Raw genomic sequence first — 17,537 nt, forward strand, 5'->3', positions numbered from 1 at the left:
AAATAAGATTTTATGAAAAATATTTTAGCCATCCTATTAATTGCATTTTCAATTGGCCTCAGTGCGCAACAAAAATATATTGAGCATACTGTAAAGCCAGGAGAAACTATAGAAAGTATCGCTAAGGCCTATTTAGTAACGCCTTTCGATATTTATGCTTTAAATCCAGATGCGCAACGTAAGTTTCAACCTAATTCTGTATTAATTATTCCTAATTCTAAAATTAAGAATGATGCTATTATGGAAGATAGTAAGGAGTTAACAGGTTATAAAACGCATAAAGTCAAAAGAAAAGAAACATTATATGGCTTGTCTAAGCAATATAGTATTTCTGAAGATGAAATAAAAAAAGCAAATCGTTTTTTATATTCTGAAAATCTTAAAAAAGGAGATAAACTTAGAATTCCTCGTTATAAAACGGTTGCATCTAAGCAAACTTTAAATAATACTGTAAAAAAATATACAGTTCAAGCTAAAGAAGGAAAATGGAGAATAGCTTATAAGTTTGGTATTTCTGTTGCAGATTTAGAGGCTTTAAATCCCTCTATGAATGAAACTATTCAACCTGGTGATGAGTTAAATGTTCCTAATATTCACGATCAAGAAGAAAAGGAAATAGAATCAACATTTGGGTATTATGAAGTATTACCTAAAGAAGGGTTTTATAGATTAAAGGTGAAGTTGAATCTAACTCAAGAACAGCTAGAAACATTAAACCCAGAATTAAAAGAAACAGGTTTAAAAGCAGGTATGGTGTTAAAAGTGCCAGAAGCTGTAGATACACTAAGTGCATTAGATACTGTAGAAACTACAAATTTAAAAGGGATTTTAAGCAATTTTAAAACTAAAAAAATTGCGTTAATGATGCCTTATCGTCTTGATAGAATTGATGTAGATGCTGTAGCAGAAACAAAAAATATGATGAAAGACAATAGATTATTATCTACTGTTTTAGATTTTCATGTTGGTGTAATGATGGCTTTAGATTCTGCTAAACAATTAGGGATTTCTACAGATTTAAAGGTTTTTGATACACGTTATCATATTGCAGAAACAGGAAATATATTAGCCGAAAATGATTTTTCAGATTACGATGCTATTATCGGACCAATGCAAGATGAGAGTTTTAGTCGTGTAGCAATGGCATTAAAAGGAGATAATGTTCCTGTTATTGCATCGATGATTAAGCCTAAAGATATTTTAAGTAATGTGTTTCAAACTTTGCCGGAAGATAAACTGTTGCGTAAAGCAATGATCGATTTTGTAAAAGCAGATAGTTTAAAAACTAAGGTGGTTATTATTTCAGATCATGAGCACAGAGAGAGTAGTGAATCTTTACAAAAAATGTTTCCTAACTCTAAACTTATTTTTTCTAGATATGATAAAAAACATAAATCTAAAGATGGATTTTTTGTTTATCATGCAGAATTAGAACCTGTTTTCTCCCCAGGAAAAACAATTGTTTTTCTAGAAACCGATAATTATTCTTTTTCTACAAGTGTAATTAGTATGCTTAATGGATTTGTAAATAAGCAAACAGAAATTGTACTTACAACGCTAAATAAAGGGAAAGCTTTTGAAGGTAAGGATGTTGATAATAATAATTTATCTAACCTTAAGTTTCATTATGCTTCAATACATAAAGATTTTGACGAAACTAAATCTAATGGTTTTGTAGAGAAATATAGAAAAGAATATGGAGTGTCGCCTAGTAAATATGTAGCACGTGGTTTTGATATTACTTTAGATTTATTAATGCGTTTAGCATCTGCAGAAAATTTATATGAAGCATCTTCAGATACTGTTGAAACAGAATATGTAGAGAATAAATTTAGATATACTAAAACCTTATTTGGAGGTTATATAAATCAAGCTGTTTATATTGTAAAGTATGATAACCTTAGAATTGTAGAAGCAAAATAATAAGGAATATTTATGCGTTTTATAACGTTTTTAGTCCATTTGTATTAGTTCTACTATTGAAAAACAAAAATTGAAAACACTTATCTTTTTATTAAGCTTTCTTTTTATAGGAAGTGCTACAAGTGAAGAATCTTTAACATGGAATGAAGATGTTAAATTAACTTGGGCAGACTTTAAAGGAACTCCAGATTCAGAATCTGATGCCGTTGCATTAACAGCTTCAGGTATAACTTTTGGTTTTTCGGTTAAAACTTCAGAGAAAAAAATTGTAGATTTTTCTACAACAGTTTTTACCCATTTTTATCCAAATAAATCATGGTATTTAAAAGATAAGAGTAATACTTACATTTTAAATCATGAGCAATTACATTTTGATATTACAGAACTCTATGCACGTCAGTTTAGGCAAAAATTAGCAAAATTAGAAGTTAATAAGAATGTAAAAGCACAGATGAAAAGATTGCATGCAGCTATTAATGAAGAGTTGAATGAAACTCAACAACGATACGATATGCAAACCAATCACTCATTGAATGTTAAAATGCAAAAAGAATGGAATACAAACATTCAAAAAGAACTTGATAAATTAGAGGCGTTTAAATCAATTTAAGAGATTAAACGACTTATTGTTATTATCAATACACAACACCTTAACCTTTTTTATCTAAACTAAATTTCAATTAAAATGGAATTAGACGGAACAGTTTTAATTGAACTGGCACACTACAAAATGCCTTTTGGTAAATACAAAAATCAATATTTAATAGATATTCCTGAACCTTATTATATTTGGTATCAACAAAAAGGATTTCCAGAAGGTAAACTAGGACGTATGATGGCACAGATGTGCGAAATTAAAATTAATGGATTAGAAGAATTAATTTATACGATTCGTAGAGATTTTAAAAAGCAATCCTAACACGCTCTTTTTTCTACTTATTAATTTTTTTTGAGTTGTTTTTTTAATTCAAATTACGGTATATATTCCTTCAAATAAATACAAGTTGTAATATCATTTAGGTATTAAAGTAAAAGAGTCTTGTTTAGAAGCACTAAAAGAATATTTGTTTTTATTCTTAAACATTTGAAAGCTATTGTTTAAGCCGGTTTTTTAGCGATGTTAATAGATGTAAATAATAACATATCAACAAACCATAAACAAATAGAGAATAACTCATTAAATTTCGTAATTTTGCCTGCGTTTAATAACGTATCATGACCACAAACCCGAAGTATATTTTTGTAACCGGAGGCGTATCTTCTTCCTTAGGAAAAGGTATTATAGCTGCATCACTAGCTAAACTCCTACAATCACAAGGTTACAGAGCAACCATCCAAAAATTAGATCCATACATTAACATCGATCCCGGTACTTTAAATCCCTACGAGCATGGTGAATGCTACGTAACGGATGATGGAGCCGAAACTGATTTAGATCTTGGACATTACGAACGTTTCTTAAACGTACCAACATCTCAAGCCAACAACGTTACTACTGGTAGAATTTACCAAAGCGTTATTGATAAAGAAAGACGTGGTGAGTTTTTAGGAAAAACAGTTCAGGTTATTCCTCATATCACAGATGAAATTAAGCGTAGAATCCAAATTTTAGGAAATTCTGGTGATTACGATATTGTTATTACTGAAATCGGAGGAACCGTTGGTGATATTGAATCTTTACCATATATCGAAGCCGTTAGACAATTAGAATGGGATTTAGGAGAACATAATACCTGTGTAATTCACTTAACATTAGTGCCTTATCTTTCTGCTGCAGGTGAATTAAAAACCAAACCAACCCAACACAGTGTTAAAACTTTGATGGAGAGTGGTGTGCAAGCCGATATTTTGGTCTGTAGAACAGAGCATAAACTTAACGATAGTTTAAAAACTAAACTAGCGCGTTTTTGTAATGTGAAAAAAGAAGCTGTTATAGAATCTATTGATGCATCTACTATATATGATGTTCCAAACCTAATGTTAGAAGAAGGTTTAGATAAAGTAGTTCTAAATCAATTAAACCTTAAAAGTTCTGTTCCAGATTTAACGAGATGGAATGAATTTTTAAAGCGTCATAAAAATCCAAAAAGTGAAGTTACTATTGGATTAATTGGTAAATATGTAGAACTTCAAGATTCTTATAAATCAATATTAGAGGCTTTTATTCATGCAGGTGCTGAAAACGAAGTTAAGGTTAATGTAGAGCCTATTCACTCTGAATATTTATCAGAAAGTAATATAGAATTTAAGCTAGGTCATTTAGATGGTGTATTAGTTGCTCCAGGATTTGGCGAACGTGGAATTGAAGGTAAGATTGATGCTGTTCGTTATGTAAGAGAACATAACATCCCGTTCTTAGGGATTTGCTTAGGAATGCAAATGGCAGTTATTGAATATTCTAGAAATGTATTAAATCTTCCTAAAGCTAATTCAGTAGAAATGGATGAGCAAACTCCAGATCCTGTTATTAATTTAATGGCATCTCAAAAAGGTGTTGTTAATAAAGGAGGAACCATGCGTTTAGGAACATGGGATTGTAAATTAGATACAGAAAGTATAGCTTATAAAGTTTATAATTCTGAATTAATTACAGAAAGGCACAGACACCGTTTTGAGCTTAATAACGATTATAAAGCAAAATTAGAAGAAACTGGGATGAAAGCTACAGGTTTCAATCCTGAAACAGGTTTAGTAGAAATTGTAGAAATCCCTGCTAACGATTGGTTTGTTGGTGTACAGTATCATCCAGAATATAAGAGTACGGTAAAAAGTCCACACCCTTTATTTGTCGCATTTGTAGGTGCAGCCTTAAAATACAGTAAGAAAAAATAATGTGCCACTTTGTCGCAAACTAAAATTTGGATAACTATTTGAGTTATCCAAATTGTTACCTTATAAGACTTGTTTAGTTATAATCTGATTTAATTTATTACAAATAACTGCCAGGTCGAAAATTGAAAATACATGGAAGAAAAGAAATTCGACGTTAAATCTATTATAGGTTTTGTACTCATCTTTGGTATATTGTTATTTATAATGTATCAAAATCAACCCACTCCTGAAGAACTTGCAGCACAAGAAAAAGCAGAGCAAGAAAAAGTAGAGGCTGAAAACAATCAAAGTAACCAAAAAGAAACCTTAATCACCACTTCAAGTGATTATTCTAATACACAAGCTTTAGATTCTACTCAAAAAGCAGCACTCCAAAATAAAGTAGGTGCTTTTGCATATGCTTTAAGTTTACCTTCTGATTCAGAAAAACAAACAACGGTATCTACAGATGTATTCGAATTAAAATTTAACAATAAAGGTGGTCATCTTGCTGAGGTTAAATTAAGAAATTTTGTAGACTATGATTCTGTACCTGTTTATATGGTAAAAGATCAAAATAGTGCTTTCAACATTACTTTTGGAACTTCTGATAATAGAACTTTAAATACTCAAGATTTTCCTTTTGAACCTACTGTAACTAAAAATGGTGAGAATACTATAGTTTCTATGAAACTTAAAGTATCAGAATCTTCATTCTTAGAATATCGTTATGAGTTGAAACCTGACGATTATATGATTGATTTTTCAATCCGATCTCAAGGTTTAAGTGGTGTGTTTAATACCTCTCAGCCTATAACTTTAGATTGGAAACAAAAAAGTATCCGTCATTCTAAAAGTATTACTTACGAGAATCGTTATACGCGTTTAACTTACATGCATGATGATGGTAAGGTTGATAAATTATCACAAGCCAAAGATGATGATGACCTAATTAGTGATGTAGATTGGTTGTCTTATAGACAGCATTTCTTTAGTACTATTTTAGTGGCTAACGATAGTCGTTTTAATGATGTTGCTATAACATCTTTAGACTTAGTTAAAGATGAAGAAATAGATACAACACATACCAAATTATATACTACTAAAATGCCATTGGCATATAGTGGAGGTGAGCTTAATAAAAACTTTGGTTTGTATTACGGTCCAACTTCAAATACAATATTAAAAGACTATGATAAAGATTTAGAAGAAAGTATTCCTTTTGGTTGGGGTATTTTTGGATGGATTAATAAAATGCTTTTTATCCCATTATTTGGATTCTTAAGTAGCTATTTACCTTATGGTATTGCTATTATTGTGATGACTATAATGGTTAAAATTTTATTATCATTTGTACAGTACAAGCAGTTCTTATCTCAGGCTAAGATGAAAATCTTAAAACCAGAATTAGATGCTGTAAGAGAAAAGTATAAAGACAATAAGTTAAAAGCTCAACAAGAAACAATGGCTATACAGAGTAAAGCTGGAGCGAGTCCATTAAGTGGTTGTTTGCCTGGTTTAATGCAGATTCCTGTATTCTATGCTTTGTTTCAGTTTTTCCCGACAGCATTCGATTTAAGACAAAAAAGTTTTCTTTGGGCAGACGATTTAAGTTCTTTCGATTCCGTTTTAGATTTACCATTCCATATTCCTTTATACGGAGATCACGTTAGTTTATTTCCAATATTAGCAGCTGTTGCAATTTTCTTTTACATGAAAATGACTACAGGTCAGCAAGTGGCAAACCAGCCAACACAAGAAGGGATGCCAGATATGGCAAAAATGATGAAGTACATGATTTACTTCTCACCATTAATGATGTTAGTATTCTTTAATAATTATGCTTCTGGTTTAAGTTTATATTACTTTATATCGAACTCAATTAGTATCGGAATTATGTTAGTAATTAAAAATTACATTATTGATGAAGATAAAGTTTTAGCTAAGATTGAAGTCAGTAAAACAAAGCCAAAGAAACAAAACAAGTTTCAGAAAAAAATGGCTGAGATGATGGAGCAAGCTGAGCAACAAAAACAGGCACAACAAAAAGGAAAGAAAAAATAATTCTTTCTTTTAATACCTACAAGTTTCAATAATCTTGAAACATATTAATTAAGCCTTAGCACTTTGTGTTGAGGCTTAATTGTTTTATAGAACTCATTACGTAATTTGAAGTTATTTTTAATATTTTTAATTGTTTTAAGATTGTTAATTAAACAAACCTTTGTAGGTTTGCTTAATTAATAAATTATAAAATGACTAAATCAATCGTTTTTACACTTTGCACTTTTATATTATGTTCAATATCTGTATATGCTCAAATACCTGTAAATCAGATTGATAATAATGGTGAGCGTCACGGCTTATGGTCTAAAGATTATCACCAAACAGACCAAAAACGCTATGAAGGAGTTTTTAAACATGGTAAGGAAATAGATTCGTTTAAGTTTTACACCTTATCTGCAGGTAAAAGTGTATTGAGTGCTGTAAAAGTTTTTAATGAAAAGGATAGTATTGCTAATGTCACATTTTTGGCTTCAAATAAAAAAGTAATTAGTAAGGGCCAAATGAATGGTAAACGTTTTGTTGGTGAATGGGTATTTTATCATAAAAATTCTTCAGCTAAAATGATTGTTGAAAATTATAATGACGAAGGTTTACTTTCAGGTGAACGCTTTGTGTATTACCTTAATGGTGGTTTAGCAGAAAGTGCACATTATAAAAATGGAAAATTAGATGGTGAAGCCAAATGGTTTTCAGAGCAAAATAATTTGCTGAGACATACCTATTATAAAGATGATAAATTAGATGGTAAAACATCATATTATGATGCAGATGGTAATTTAACTTCTGAAGGGAGTTATATTAAAAACCAGAAGAAAGGAATTTGGAAGTATTATACAGATGGAAAAGTCACAAAAGAGATTGATCATACAACTCAAACCGTGATTTCAGAAAAAGAATAGATTATAGCTATGTCTTTCATAGTATTTCAGAATGGCAATCTTAATAGGATTGCCTTTTTTATTTTGTAATTTTGCGGAAGTTTTTCGAACTAAGAACGGCATTTCTCTTTAGTAGAGTTATGTCACTTCGAGTGAAATTCATTTTTATGAATTTTGTATCGAGAAGTAATTTAAGTTAAGAATGTTCTCGATACAATTCCGATAGAAATAATCGAAATCAATCGAACTAACGTTTAGATAAAAAGTGTATAAATAATATGAAAAGAGTCATTGTAGGACTTTCAGGAGGAGTAGATTCTAGCGTTGCAGCCTATCTTTTAAAGGAGCAAGGCTATGAAGTTATAGGTCTTTTTATGAAGAATTGGCATGATGATACTGTGACTATTTCAGACGAATGTCCTTGGTTAGAAGATAGTAACGACGCTATGTTAGTGGCCGATAAACTAGGTATTCCTTTTCAAACGGTAGATTTAAGCGAACAATACAAGGAGCGTATTGTAGATTATATGTTTGATGAATACGAAAAAGGACGTACCCCAAACCCAGATGTACTTTGTAACAGAGAAATAAAGTTTGATGTCTTTATGGATATCGCTTTAGAGTTAGGGGCAGATTATGTTGCGACAGGTCATTATTGCAGAAAAAGTACAATTGAAAAAGATGGTGAAGAAATTCATCAACTTTTGGCAGGAGCAGATGGAAATAAAGATCAATCTTATTTCTTATGTCAGTTGTCACAAAAGCAGTTGGCTAAAGCATTGTTCCCTATTGGCGAATTAATAAAACCAGAGGTTAGAGAAATTGCCAAAGCTCAAGATTTAATTACAGCAGATAAGAAAGATTCTCAAGGTTTATGTTTTATTGGTAAAGTAAGATTGCCAGAGTTTTTACAACAACAATTAAAACCGAAAGAAGGTAATATTATTGAAATTGATTCTGAATTTAAAATTTATAATCAACCCAAGCCTACATTTGATTCTAAAGAAAAAGAATTAGAATTCTTGTCTAAAAAACCAGAATATTCAGTTTCAGACGGAAAAATAGTAGGTAAACATCAAGGTGCTCATTATTTTACAAAAGGTCAACGTAAAGGTTTAGGAGTTGGTGGTACTGTAGAGCCGTTGTTTGTAATTGATACGGATGTTAACGAGAATGTTATTTATACAGGTCAAGGAAAACAACATCCAGGTTTGTATAGAAATGTATTATTTGTTTCTAATGAAGAATTACATTGGGTGCGTACAGATTTAGCTTTAAAAGAAGGTGAAACAATGTCTGTATTAGCAAGAATACGCTATAGACAAACTTTAGATAAAGCAACCTTGCATAAAGTGGCTTCAGGATTATACGTAGAGTTTGAAAACAACCAATCTGCAATTACAGAAGGGCAGTTTGTAGCCTGGTATCTTGGAGATGAGTTGGTAGGTTCAGGGGTTATTTCTTAATTCGCTTTTAATTAATTTTTCTGATGAATTAAACCGAAATTATCAGTTCGAGTGATTTTTAACTTTTTTAGTTGAAAATTGTATCGAGAACTTGTTAGATTTATAGTTCTATGAAAAATATTTTTACAATACTACTTTTAATTTTTGTCTCAAGCACGTATGCACAAGAAGATGCATGGGTTTACTTTACAGATAAGCCAAATGTTTCAGCTTCAATTGCAAACCCTATTAGTATCCTTTCACAAAAAGCAATCGACAGAAAACAGAATCATAACATAGCAATCGATGAACGCGATGTTCCTGTAAATGAAGCTTATATTTCAGATTTAAAACTTCAAACAGGAATAACTGTTTTAGCAAAATCTAAATGGTTTAATGCGGTACATATTAGGGGACTTGAAGCTGATGTTAATGCTCTAAATAATTTAACTTTTGTAGATTATATAGATTTTGCAGATAATAATTTAGACTTAGATTCAAGAGCTTCTAATCAGCAAGAAGTGATAAATATTGAAGATGAAACGATAGCTTTTACTTACGGAAATACTCAAAATCAAGTAGAAATGATCGCGGTAGATCAATTGCATCTAGATGATTTTACAGGCGAAGGAATTACAATTGCAGTTATGGATTCTGGATTCCCAAATGTCAATACAATGGGAGCTTTTGAACGTTTAAGAGAGAATGGAGGTTTGCTTAATGGTTATGATTTTGTAGATAGAACTTCAGAAATTTATGAGTATACATCAAGTAATCATGGCACACAAGTGTTAAGTACGATGGCTGGTTTTGTTCAAGATAATTTTGTTGGTACAGCACCAGATGCTTCCTATTATTTATTTAGAACAGAAGATGCTTCTAGCGAAAACCCTGTAGAAGAAAGTTATTGGGTAGAAGCTGCAGAACGTGCAGATAGTTTAGGCGTCGATATGATAAACACATCATTAGGATACACCACTTATGATAATGCTAATTACAGCTATTCACCATTAGACATGGACGGCCAAACGGCTTACATTTCTAAAGGGGCATCAATTGCTGCAGAAAAAGGAATTTTAGTGGTTGTAAGTGCTGGTAATTCTGGAGCTACAGATTGGCAAACTGTAGGTTCGCCTGGAGATTCTCCAGATGTATTATCTATAGGAGGAGTAGATGAAGATGGTGTTTATGTGTCATTTAGTTCGCAAGGAAGTGACGCACAGGTTGGGTATCAAAAACCAGATGTAGTAGCACGGGCAGGAAATGCTTTTGTTATTAATGAATTTAATAGTGTTGTTCAAAATAACGGAACATCATTTAGTGGGCCTATTGTTTGTGGTGGTATTGCTTCATTATGGCAAGCAATCCCTGATGCTTCTCCAAGCGAAGTTAAAAGTTATGTAAGACAATCTGCATCACAATATAATACACCAGATAATTTTTTAGGCTATGGCATTCCTGATTTAAATTTAGCAAGAAGTATGTTTTTATCTGTTGAAAATGTTCACACAGAAGATTTTAAATTTTATCCTAATCCTGTAGAATCTCAATTAAATATTGTCTTCCCTTCAAATATAGATGATGTTGAAATTGTAGTTTATAATCAATTAGGGCAAGTTGTATTAACTAAGTTTATCACTAAAAATGCAAATGGATTTAATGTTTCAAGTTTAGCTTCAGGTATCTATTTAATGAAGCTTTTAACGAGTAATAATTCAACAACAGTCAAATTTATAAAACAATAATATGGCAAATAGAATCACTTCACTTTTCAATATAAAACACCCAATTATTCAAGCAGGAATGATTTGGAATAGTGGTTGGAAATTAGCTTCTGCGGCAAGTAATTCAGGAATATTAGGTTTAATAGGAGCAGGGTCTATGTATCCTGATGTTTTTAGGGAACATGTTAAAAAATGTAAGGCAGCAACTGATCAACCTTTTGGTGTTAACGTACCAATGCTATATCCAAATGTTCAAGAAATTATGGACATTATTGTTGAAGAAGATGTGAAAATTGTATTTACATCTGCCGGAAACCCTAAAACTTGGACCAAATGGTTACAAGACAAAGGAATTACGGTAGTACATGTTGTGAGTAGTGTGAAATTCGCATTAAAAGCTCAAGCTGCAGGAGTGGATGCTATTGTTGCAGAAGGTTTTGAAGCAGGTGGGCATAACGGAAGGGATGAAACAACGACGCTAACTTTAATTCCAATGGTAAAAGAACAACTTGAAATTCCATTAATAGCAGCTGGAGGTATAGCTACAGGAAAAGCCATGTTAGCTTGTATGGTTTTAGGTGCAGATGGCGTACAAGTGGGAAGCCGATTTGTCGCTAGTAAAGAATCATCAGCACATCAAGCCTTTAAACAAGTTGTTGTGGATGCTAAAGAAGGAGATACACAATTAACGCTGAAAGAATTAGCGCCTGTTAGATTAATTAAGAATAAATTCTATAACGAGGTTCAAGAACTTTATAAAACGAGTCCTACACTAGAGCAACTTAAAGAATTATTGGGCAGAGCAAGATCTAAAAGAGGAATGTTTGAAGGTGATTTAGAAGATGGAGAACTTGAAATTGGACAAATTGCAGGCTTAATCCATGATGTGAAACCTGTTGCGGAAATTGTAAAAGTAATGGTAGCTGAATTTGAAGAGGCAAAACAGTCTATAAATTCATTATAATTAAAGCTTGTGAAGTGTTTTTAGTGTGGTAGTTAGAGTGTTTGTATATTGGTGAGAATTCGTATTTATGAGTACTTTTTTTATAAGTTGACAATTCATCCTATAAGTATTTTTTAAACGATTCAATTTATCGTCTTCAATTAATAAAAAAGCTAAATTTGCTTCAGCTAAAATTCAGCTAATAAACAATGAATTTAACCATAGAAAACATAGTATTAGTCGGCTCTATATTACTTTTTATAAGTATTGTAGTAGGTAAGACATCTTATAAATTTGGTGTTCCTACATTGATTTTATTCTTAGGAATCGGTATGTTAGCCGGTTCTGATGGTATTGGTGGTATTCGTTTTGATGATCCTAAACTAGCACAGTTTATAGGAATTGTTTCTCTTAATTTTATTTTATTTTCTGGAGGTCTTGATACCAATTTTAAATCCATAAAACCAATTTTAAAAGAAGGATTGGTACTTTCTACCTTAGGCGTTTTTCTTACAGCAGCTACATTGGGAGGTTTTGTTTGGTTTGTTACCGATTTTACAATCTACGAAAGTATGCTTTTAGGTTCTATTGTATCTTCTACAGATGCAGCAGCCGTATTCTCTATTTTACGTTCTAAGAATTTAGCATTAAAAACAAATTTAAGACCAACATTAGAGCTTGAAAGCGGGAGTAATGACCCTATGGCTTATGTCTTAACATTAGCTTGTTTAACTTTAGTCATTAATCAAGATGAAAGTATTTTATCTATGATTTTTATGTTCTTTCAACAAATGATTTTAGGTGGTATTGCCGGATTTGCTTTTGGTAAATTAAGTAAAATTATTATTAATAGAATTAGGTTAGACTTTGAAGGACTTTATCCTGTTTTGGTTATAGCCTTAATGTTTATAACGTTCTCTGCGACTGATGCAGTAGGTGGAAATGGATTTTTAGCAATTTATATTTGTGCAGTTTATTTAGGTAATCAAGATTTAATACATAAATCAACCATTTTAAAGATGTTTGATGGTATGGCTTGGTTAATGCAAATTGTTCTTTTCCTCACACTCGGTCTACTTGTTTTTCCATCCGAAATTATTCCTTACATGGGTATCGGGTTACTTATTTCTGTGTTTTTAATCCTTGTGGCTCGACCTGTTAGTGTTCTTATAAGTTTGATGTTTTTCAAAATGAAATTAAAAAGACGTTTTTATATTTCATGGGTGGGTTTACGTGGTGCAGTTCCTATTGTGTTTGCAACCTATCCGTTATTAGCGGGGATTGATAAAGCGAATATGATTTTTAATATTGTATTTTTTATCTCGGTAACGTCAATTTTAATTCAAGGGACTACATTGTCTCTTTTTGCCAAATGGTTAAAAGTGGCTTTGCCTGAAAAAGTAAAACCTATTGCAGAAAATGAAAGGTATATTCTTAACCTTCCTAAATCAGCTATGGAAGAAGTTTCAATTTTGCCCAATAGTTTTGCTGTAGATAAACGAATTATTGATTTACATTTTCCTATTTCCGTATTTATAGTTATGATTAAAAGAGGGGATAAATTTGTACGTCCAGGTGGTTCTACAGTTATTGAAGCAAATGATACGCTTGTACTGCTTTTAGATAAAGAGGATAGTTTAGATGAAGTCAATGCAGCTCTTGCTCAAAATAAAATAGTTTAGAATGAAAAAAGGTGAGCAAACCTTAAGGGTATTATTATTCATTTCAATTTATTGTTTTGGTATTGGTGTTTCTGCATTAACAGCAACAAATTCTAATACACAGGTTTTTGTACAAAACAATGGACAAGAAGATTCTTTTTCAACAGCATCTAAAACGCATTTTATTCATACAGATCAATCTGAGATTTCAGTATCTAACTTTTTAGAAAGCTCTGTATCTAACGATGATTTGTCTTTAGACGATTTTATTATCGTTTTATTTTTAAATAAATTACTGTTTAATGCTAAGTTTAAACAGTACGAAAATCACTTCAAAAACCTTTTGATTAGGCATCGGAAGTCTGATCTTATTTTTCCTTTTCATAATTTTTGGTAATCCTTGTTTTTTTTAAACTACAGTTTAAGTAGTCAAAATTAACTTATTAATATGTTGTGGTGTTCCACTTCATAAACAAATCATTATATCAAAAATTTAAAAAAACATAAAAATGAATTTAGGAATAACTATTATTGGAGTTATAGGTGTTGCATGTTGTACATTACCTTTTATATTAACAAATATTAGCAGAAATAAAAAAGGAAAAGAAATATTAAAAGTACTTAAAAATGTTGCAGAAAAACATCAGGCTAAAATTACAAAGCACGAAATTTGTGGTGCTTACGCCATAGGTATAGATGAATCAAAAAAGGCAGTTTCTTTTGTGTCAAAAAATAAAGAAGAGATTATTTCTCAGTATGTAGATCTTTCTACTATTAAAAGTTGTGAGATTAGTAGAGTTAATAGAATATCTGCGAATAAAGGTGAAGTTATTGACCGTCTTAGCTTAAAACTTAGTTCTGATGTGAAACAAGAGCCAGACGTTTTCTTAGAATTTTACAATGCAAAAGTTAATTATCAATTTAGTGGTGAAATACAATCCATAGAAAAATGGAATCAATTGATTCATGATTTATTGAACTAAAATTAGAAAATTCATATTAAAAAAGTGCATAAGGGGTGGGCAGTTATAGCGACATTACTTATGCACTTAATTATTATTTAAGATTGTGAAATTTATCTCTAAAACTAACTCTAATCTGTTATTTTTGTAAAGAACCGTAAATCAACTTATTTTATTATGAAAAAAATAATAGTTTTAGTATTAGTACTTTGTGGTTTCTATTCTTGTAAAGAAGTTTCTAGTAATGAGGAATATGAAAAAATTAATTGGAAAGCTCGTATTACTACAATTAATCCCACGGATTCTCTAGAGTCAGGGAAATCCTATTTGTCTGTTTATTCTCAAATATATAGTTATACGCAGCATAAAACGTATAATCTTACAGCAATGATTAGTATTAGAAATACAAGTGAAAAAGACAGTATTTATTTATCAAATATTAAATATTACGATACGCACGGTGTTTTGTTAAAAACGTATTTTGAAAATCCTGTTTATGTATTACCGATGGAAACTTTAGATATTGTAATCAATGAAATAGATATTGCAGGTGGTACCGGGGGTAATTTTATTTTCGATTGGCAAATACCTAAAGATTGTTCTGAACCTATTTTTGAAGGTATTATGACGTCTACATCTGGTCAACAAGGTTTATCATTTCTTACGGAAGGAAAAAGAATCGATTAATTAAAGCTGATTTCTAGTCACTTTTTAAGTGTTTTTTAGATTCTTAAAATTCAAATTATTTAAGAAATAATTCATTCTTAAAACTAAAAGGAAGTATTACTTTTGCGTCATGGTTTTAAGTCATTACACTAAAGAATTTAGATACAATTTACGACTTGCATCGCCTGTAATGTTAGGGATGCTTGGTCATACTTTTGTGAGTTTTGTAGACAACGTTATGGTTGGTCAGTTGGGAGCTGCGGAATTAGCAGCAGTATCCTTAGGGAATAGTTTTATATTTATTGCGATGTCTTTGGGTATTGGTTTTTCTACTGCCATTACGCCATTAGTTGCTGAAGCTGATACAGAAAATGATTTTGATAAGGGGAAATCTGTATTTAAACATGGTCTTTTTTTATGTACCGTTTTGGGATTAATATTGTTTGTAATCTTACTATTTGCAAAGCCCTTAATGTACATTATGGATCAGCCAAAAGAGGTTGTCGACCTGGCGATTCCTTATTTAGACTTAGTGGCTTTTTCTCTCGTGCCTTTAATTGTTTTTCAGGCATTTAAACAATTTAGTGATGGTTTGTCATTAACCAAATACCCTATGTATGCTACTATTGTTGCCAATTTACTTAATGTAGCAATTAACTATGTTTTAATTTTTGGGAAGTTTGGTTTCCCTGAGATGGGGATTGTTGGTGCAGCCGTTGGAACTTTAGTGTCTCGTTTTGTTATGGTTGCTTATTTATGGTGGTTACTTGCAAAACGAGAAAAATCTAAAGCGTATGTTACCAACCTAAAATTCTTCAACTTAAGTAAAGCACCTATAAAAAAATTAACCAACTTGGGATTGCCTAGTGCATTACAGATGTTTTTTGAAGTTGGTATTTTTACAGCTGCCGTTTGGTTAAGTGGTACTTTAGGAGCCAATGCACAAGCCGCTAATCAAATTGCATTAAACTTGTCTTCAATGACCTTTATGGTTGCTACAGGATTAAGTGTTGCAGCGATGATTAGAGTTGGAAATCAAAAAGGATTAAAAGATTATTCGGCATTAAAACGTATTGCCGAATCGATATTTATGGTTGGGTTTATTTTTGCTGTTCTTTTTGCATTATTATTTGTTGTTTTTCATAAGTTCTTACCAACGATGTATGTAGATTTAGATGATCCTATTAATATCGTAGATACTACAGAAGTGGTAACAGTTGCAGCGACATTGTTGCTAGCCGCAGCGGTTTTTCAAATAACAGACAGTCTTCAGGTTATAGCACTTGGAGCGTTAAGAGGACTACAAGATGTTAAAATACCGACTGTAATTACTTTTATATCTTATTGGGTGATAGGTTTTCCTATATCCTATTATTTAGGGAAAGAAGAGGCTTATGGCAGCCTTGGTATATGGATTGGACTTATTGTAGGTTTAAGTGTCGCGGCTATTATGTTATTTATAAGATTTCATTTGCTGACTAAAAAGTTAATTGTAAAAACATCAAATTAAATTCTGATTTTATAAGCCTATTCGATATTTCAATATTAATCGAACAGCTCAAGCAAAATCGATATATTTGCAACTTAAGTTAAATTTTACACCAAGTCTCAGGCTTCAAATATTATATTTATTACATGGAACTACCAAAATTCATATTAGGTGATAACACAGATTATCCGAATGCAATTTTTATTATTCATACAGAATTCCCGCGCTTTATCATTAATCTTGAAGATGATGAAGTAGAATGGTTTGAAGAATTTGATCAGCACGACGAAAAGGAATTAGAGAGTGAAACTGAAAATTATATTCAAGAAGCTACTGATTTTTACGATAGAGAAATAGCGAGATACGACGATTAATAATGTTAGAGCAACTTATAGAATTAGATAAAAGCCTGTTTTTATATCTCAATAATTTGGGGTCTGAATCTTGGGATGGATTATGGTTAGTGATTACTAATAAACTGTGTTCTATTCCGTTATATGCTGTATTACTCTTCTTGATTTATAAGAAATATGGCTGGAAAGGGATTTTATTATTGGTTTTTGTTGTTGCTGCAATGATTACATTTACAGATCAAATTACCAATGTTTTTAAAGATACTTTTCAAAGAGCACGTCCTTGTAGGGCAGAAGGTATTATGGATTTAACACGTTTTGTTGCTCCTCGTTGTGGAAAATATGGTTTTTTCTCTGGTCATGCCTCTAACTCTATGGCCGTGGCTATTTTTACAGGTTTACTTTTAAAACCTTACTTTAAAAACTTAATCTATCTACTTGTTATTTGGAGTTTAATTGTGGCTTACAGTCGCATTTATGTAGGTGTGCACTATCCTTTAGATATCCTTTGTGGTCTAACTTTTGGAACGATTACAGGGTTTGGATTTTATAAACTTTATAATTATCTTTTTAAAAGATATGTAGCTTAAGTTTTTTAGAAAAAGCTTTTTGAAA

16 protein-coding genes are annotated in these 17,537 nt (G+C 31.3%); all 16 read left to right on the forward strand.

Features of this window, described 5'->3' with window-relative positions; genetic code table 11:
• Positions 1 to 12: 12 nt before the first annotated feature.
• The 16 genes from HSX10_RS10330 (at position 13) to HSX10_RS10405 (ending at position 17,512) form a co-directional block, all read left to right on the forward strand.
• The gene (locus HSX10_RS10330; protein WP_173588141.1) at positions 13 to 1,923 is read left to right on the forward strand and encodes an amino acid ABC transporter substrate-binding protein; all 1,911 of its coding nucleotides are present in this window, start codon (positions 13 to 15) and stop codon (positions 1,921 to 1,923) included.
• A gap of 70 nt (positions 1,924 to 1,993) precedes the next feature.
• Positions 1,994 to 2,533: a DUF922 domain-containing protein gene (locus tag HSX10_RS10335; protein ID WP_217363259.1), complete on the forward strand. Its 540-nt coding sequence runs from the start codon at positions 1,994 to 1,996 to the stop codon at positions 2,531 to 2,533.
• 75 nt (positions 2,534 to 2,608) lie between these two features.
• Positions 2,609 to 2,842: a DUF3820 family protein gene (locus HSX10_RS10340; RefSeq protein ID WP_173588142.1), complete on the forward strand. Its 234-nt coding sequence runs from the start codon at positions 2,609 to 2,611 to the stop codon at positions 2,840 to 2,842.
• Positions 2,843 to 3,138: 296 nt separating this feature from the next.
• Complete coding sequence (gene pyrG, locus HSX10_RS10345; protein WP_173588143.1) at positions 3,139 to 4,755, forward strand: CTP synthase; 1,617 nt, start codon at positions 3,139 to 3,141, stop codon at positions 4,753 to 4,755.
• Positions 4,756 to 4,887: 132 nt separating this feature from the next.
• Positions 4,888 to 6,798 carry a membrane protein insertase YidC gene (gene yidC / locus HSX10_RS10350; protein ID WP_173588144.1) on the forward strand — a complete coding sequence of 637 codons (1,911 nt, stop codon included), beginning with the start codon at positions 4,888 to 4,890 and terminating at the stop codon, positions 6,796 to 6,798.
• A 191-nt stretch (positions 6,799 to 6,989) separates the two neighbouring features.
• A complete protein-coding gene (locus HSX10_RS10355; RefSeq protein WP_173588145.1) occupies positions 6,990 to 7,700 on the forward strand; it encodes a toxin-antitoxin system YwqK family antitoxin in 711 nt (236 codons plus the stop codon).
• A gap of 257 nt (positions 7,701 to 7,957) precedes the next feature.
• A complete protein-coding gene (gene mnmA, locus HSX10_RS10360; protein WP_173588146.1) occupies positions 7,958 to 9,145 on the forward strand; it encodes a tRNA 2-thiouridine(34) synthase MnmA in 1,188 nt (395 codons plus the stop codon).
• Positions 9,146 to 9,255: 110 nt separating this feature from the next.
• Positions 9,256 to 10,869 (forward strand): S8 family serine peptidase, encoded by a 1,614-nt coding sequence (locus HSX10_RS10365; RefSeq protein WP_173588147.1) that lies wholly within the window; start codon positions 9,256 to 9,258, stop codon positions 10,867 to 10,869.
• A gap of 1 nt (position 10,870) precedes the next feature.
• On the forward strand, positions 10,871 to 11,812 hold the full coding sequence (locus HSX10_RS10370) for an NAD(P)H-dependent flavin oxidoreductase (protein ID WP_173588148.1): 942 nt from the start codon (positions 10,871 to 10,873) through the stop codon (positions 11,810 to 11,812).
• A gap of 188 nt (positions 11,813 to 12,000) precedes the next feature.
• Positions 12,001 to 13,473, forward strand: coding sequence for a potassium/proton antiporter (locus HSX10_RS10375; protein ID WP_173588149.1), 1,473 nt, complete (start codon positions 12,001 to 12,003; stop codon positions 13,471 to 13,473).
• A 1-nt stretch (position 13,474) separates the two neighbouring features.
• On the forward strand, positions 13,475 to 13,849 hold the full coding sequence (locus tag HSX10_RS10380; protein ID WP_173588150.1) for a hypothetical protein: 375 nt from the start codon (positions 13,475 to 13,477) through the stop codon (positions 13,847 to 13,849).
• 112 nt (positions 13,850 to 13,961) lie between these two features.
• The gene (locus HSX10_RS10385; protein WP_173588151.1) at positions 13,962 to 14,435 is read left to right on the forward strand and encodes a hypothetical protein; all 474 of its coding nucleotides are present in this window, start codon (positions 13,962 to 13,964) and stop codon (positions 14,433 to 14,435) included.
• Between the two features lie 156 nt (positions 14,436 to 14,591).
• Complete coding sequence (locus HSX10_RS10390) at positions 14,592 to 15,101, forward strand: DUF3124 domain-containing protein (protein ID WP_173588152.1); 510 nt, start codon at positions 14,592 to 14,594, stop codon at positions 15,099 to 15,101.
• A 109-nt stretch (positions 15,102 to 15,210) separates the two neighbouring features.
• Positions 15,211 to 16,590 (forward strand): MATE family efflux transporter, encoded by a 1,380-nt coding sequence (locus tag HSX10_RS10395; RefSeq protein WP_173588153.1) that lies wholly within the window; start codon positions 15,211 to 15,213, stop codon positions 16,588 to 16,590.
• 125 nt (positions 16,591 to 16,715) lie between these two features.
• On the forward strand, positions 16,716 to 16,943 hold the full coding sequence (locus HSX10_RS10400; RefSeq protein ID WP_173588154.1) for a DUF8828 family protein: 228 nt from the start codon (positions 16,716 to 16,718) through the stop codon (positions 16,941 to 16,943).
• A 2-nt stretch (positions 16,944 to 16,945) separates the two neighbouring features.
• Positions 16,946 to 17,512, forward strand: a complete 567-nt coding sequence (locus tag HSX10_RS10405) for a phosphatase PAP2 family protein (protein WP_173588155.1) — start codon at positions 16,946 to 16,948, stop codon at positions 17,510 to 17,512.
• Positions 17,513 to 17,537: the final 25 nt, after the last annotated feature.

This window comes from Winogradskyella undariae, assembly GCF_013285155.1.
Taxonomy (GTDB): Bacteria; Bacteroidota; Bacteroidia; order Flavobacteriales; family Flavobacteriaceae; genus Winogradskyella; species Winogradskyella undariae.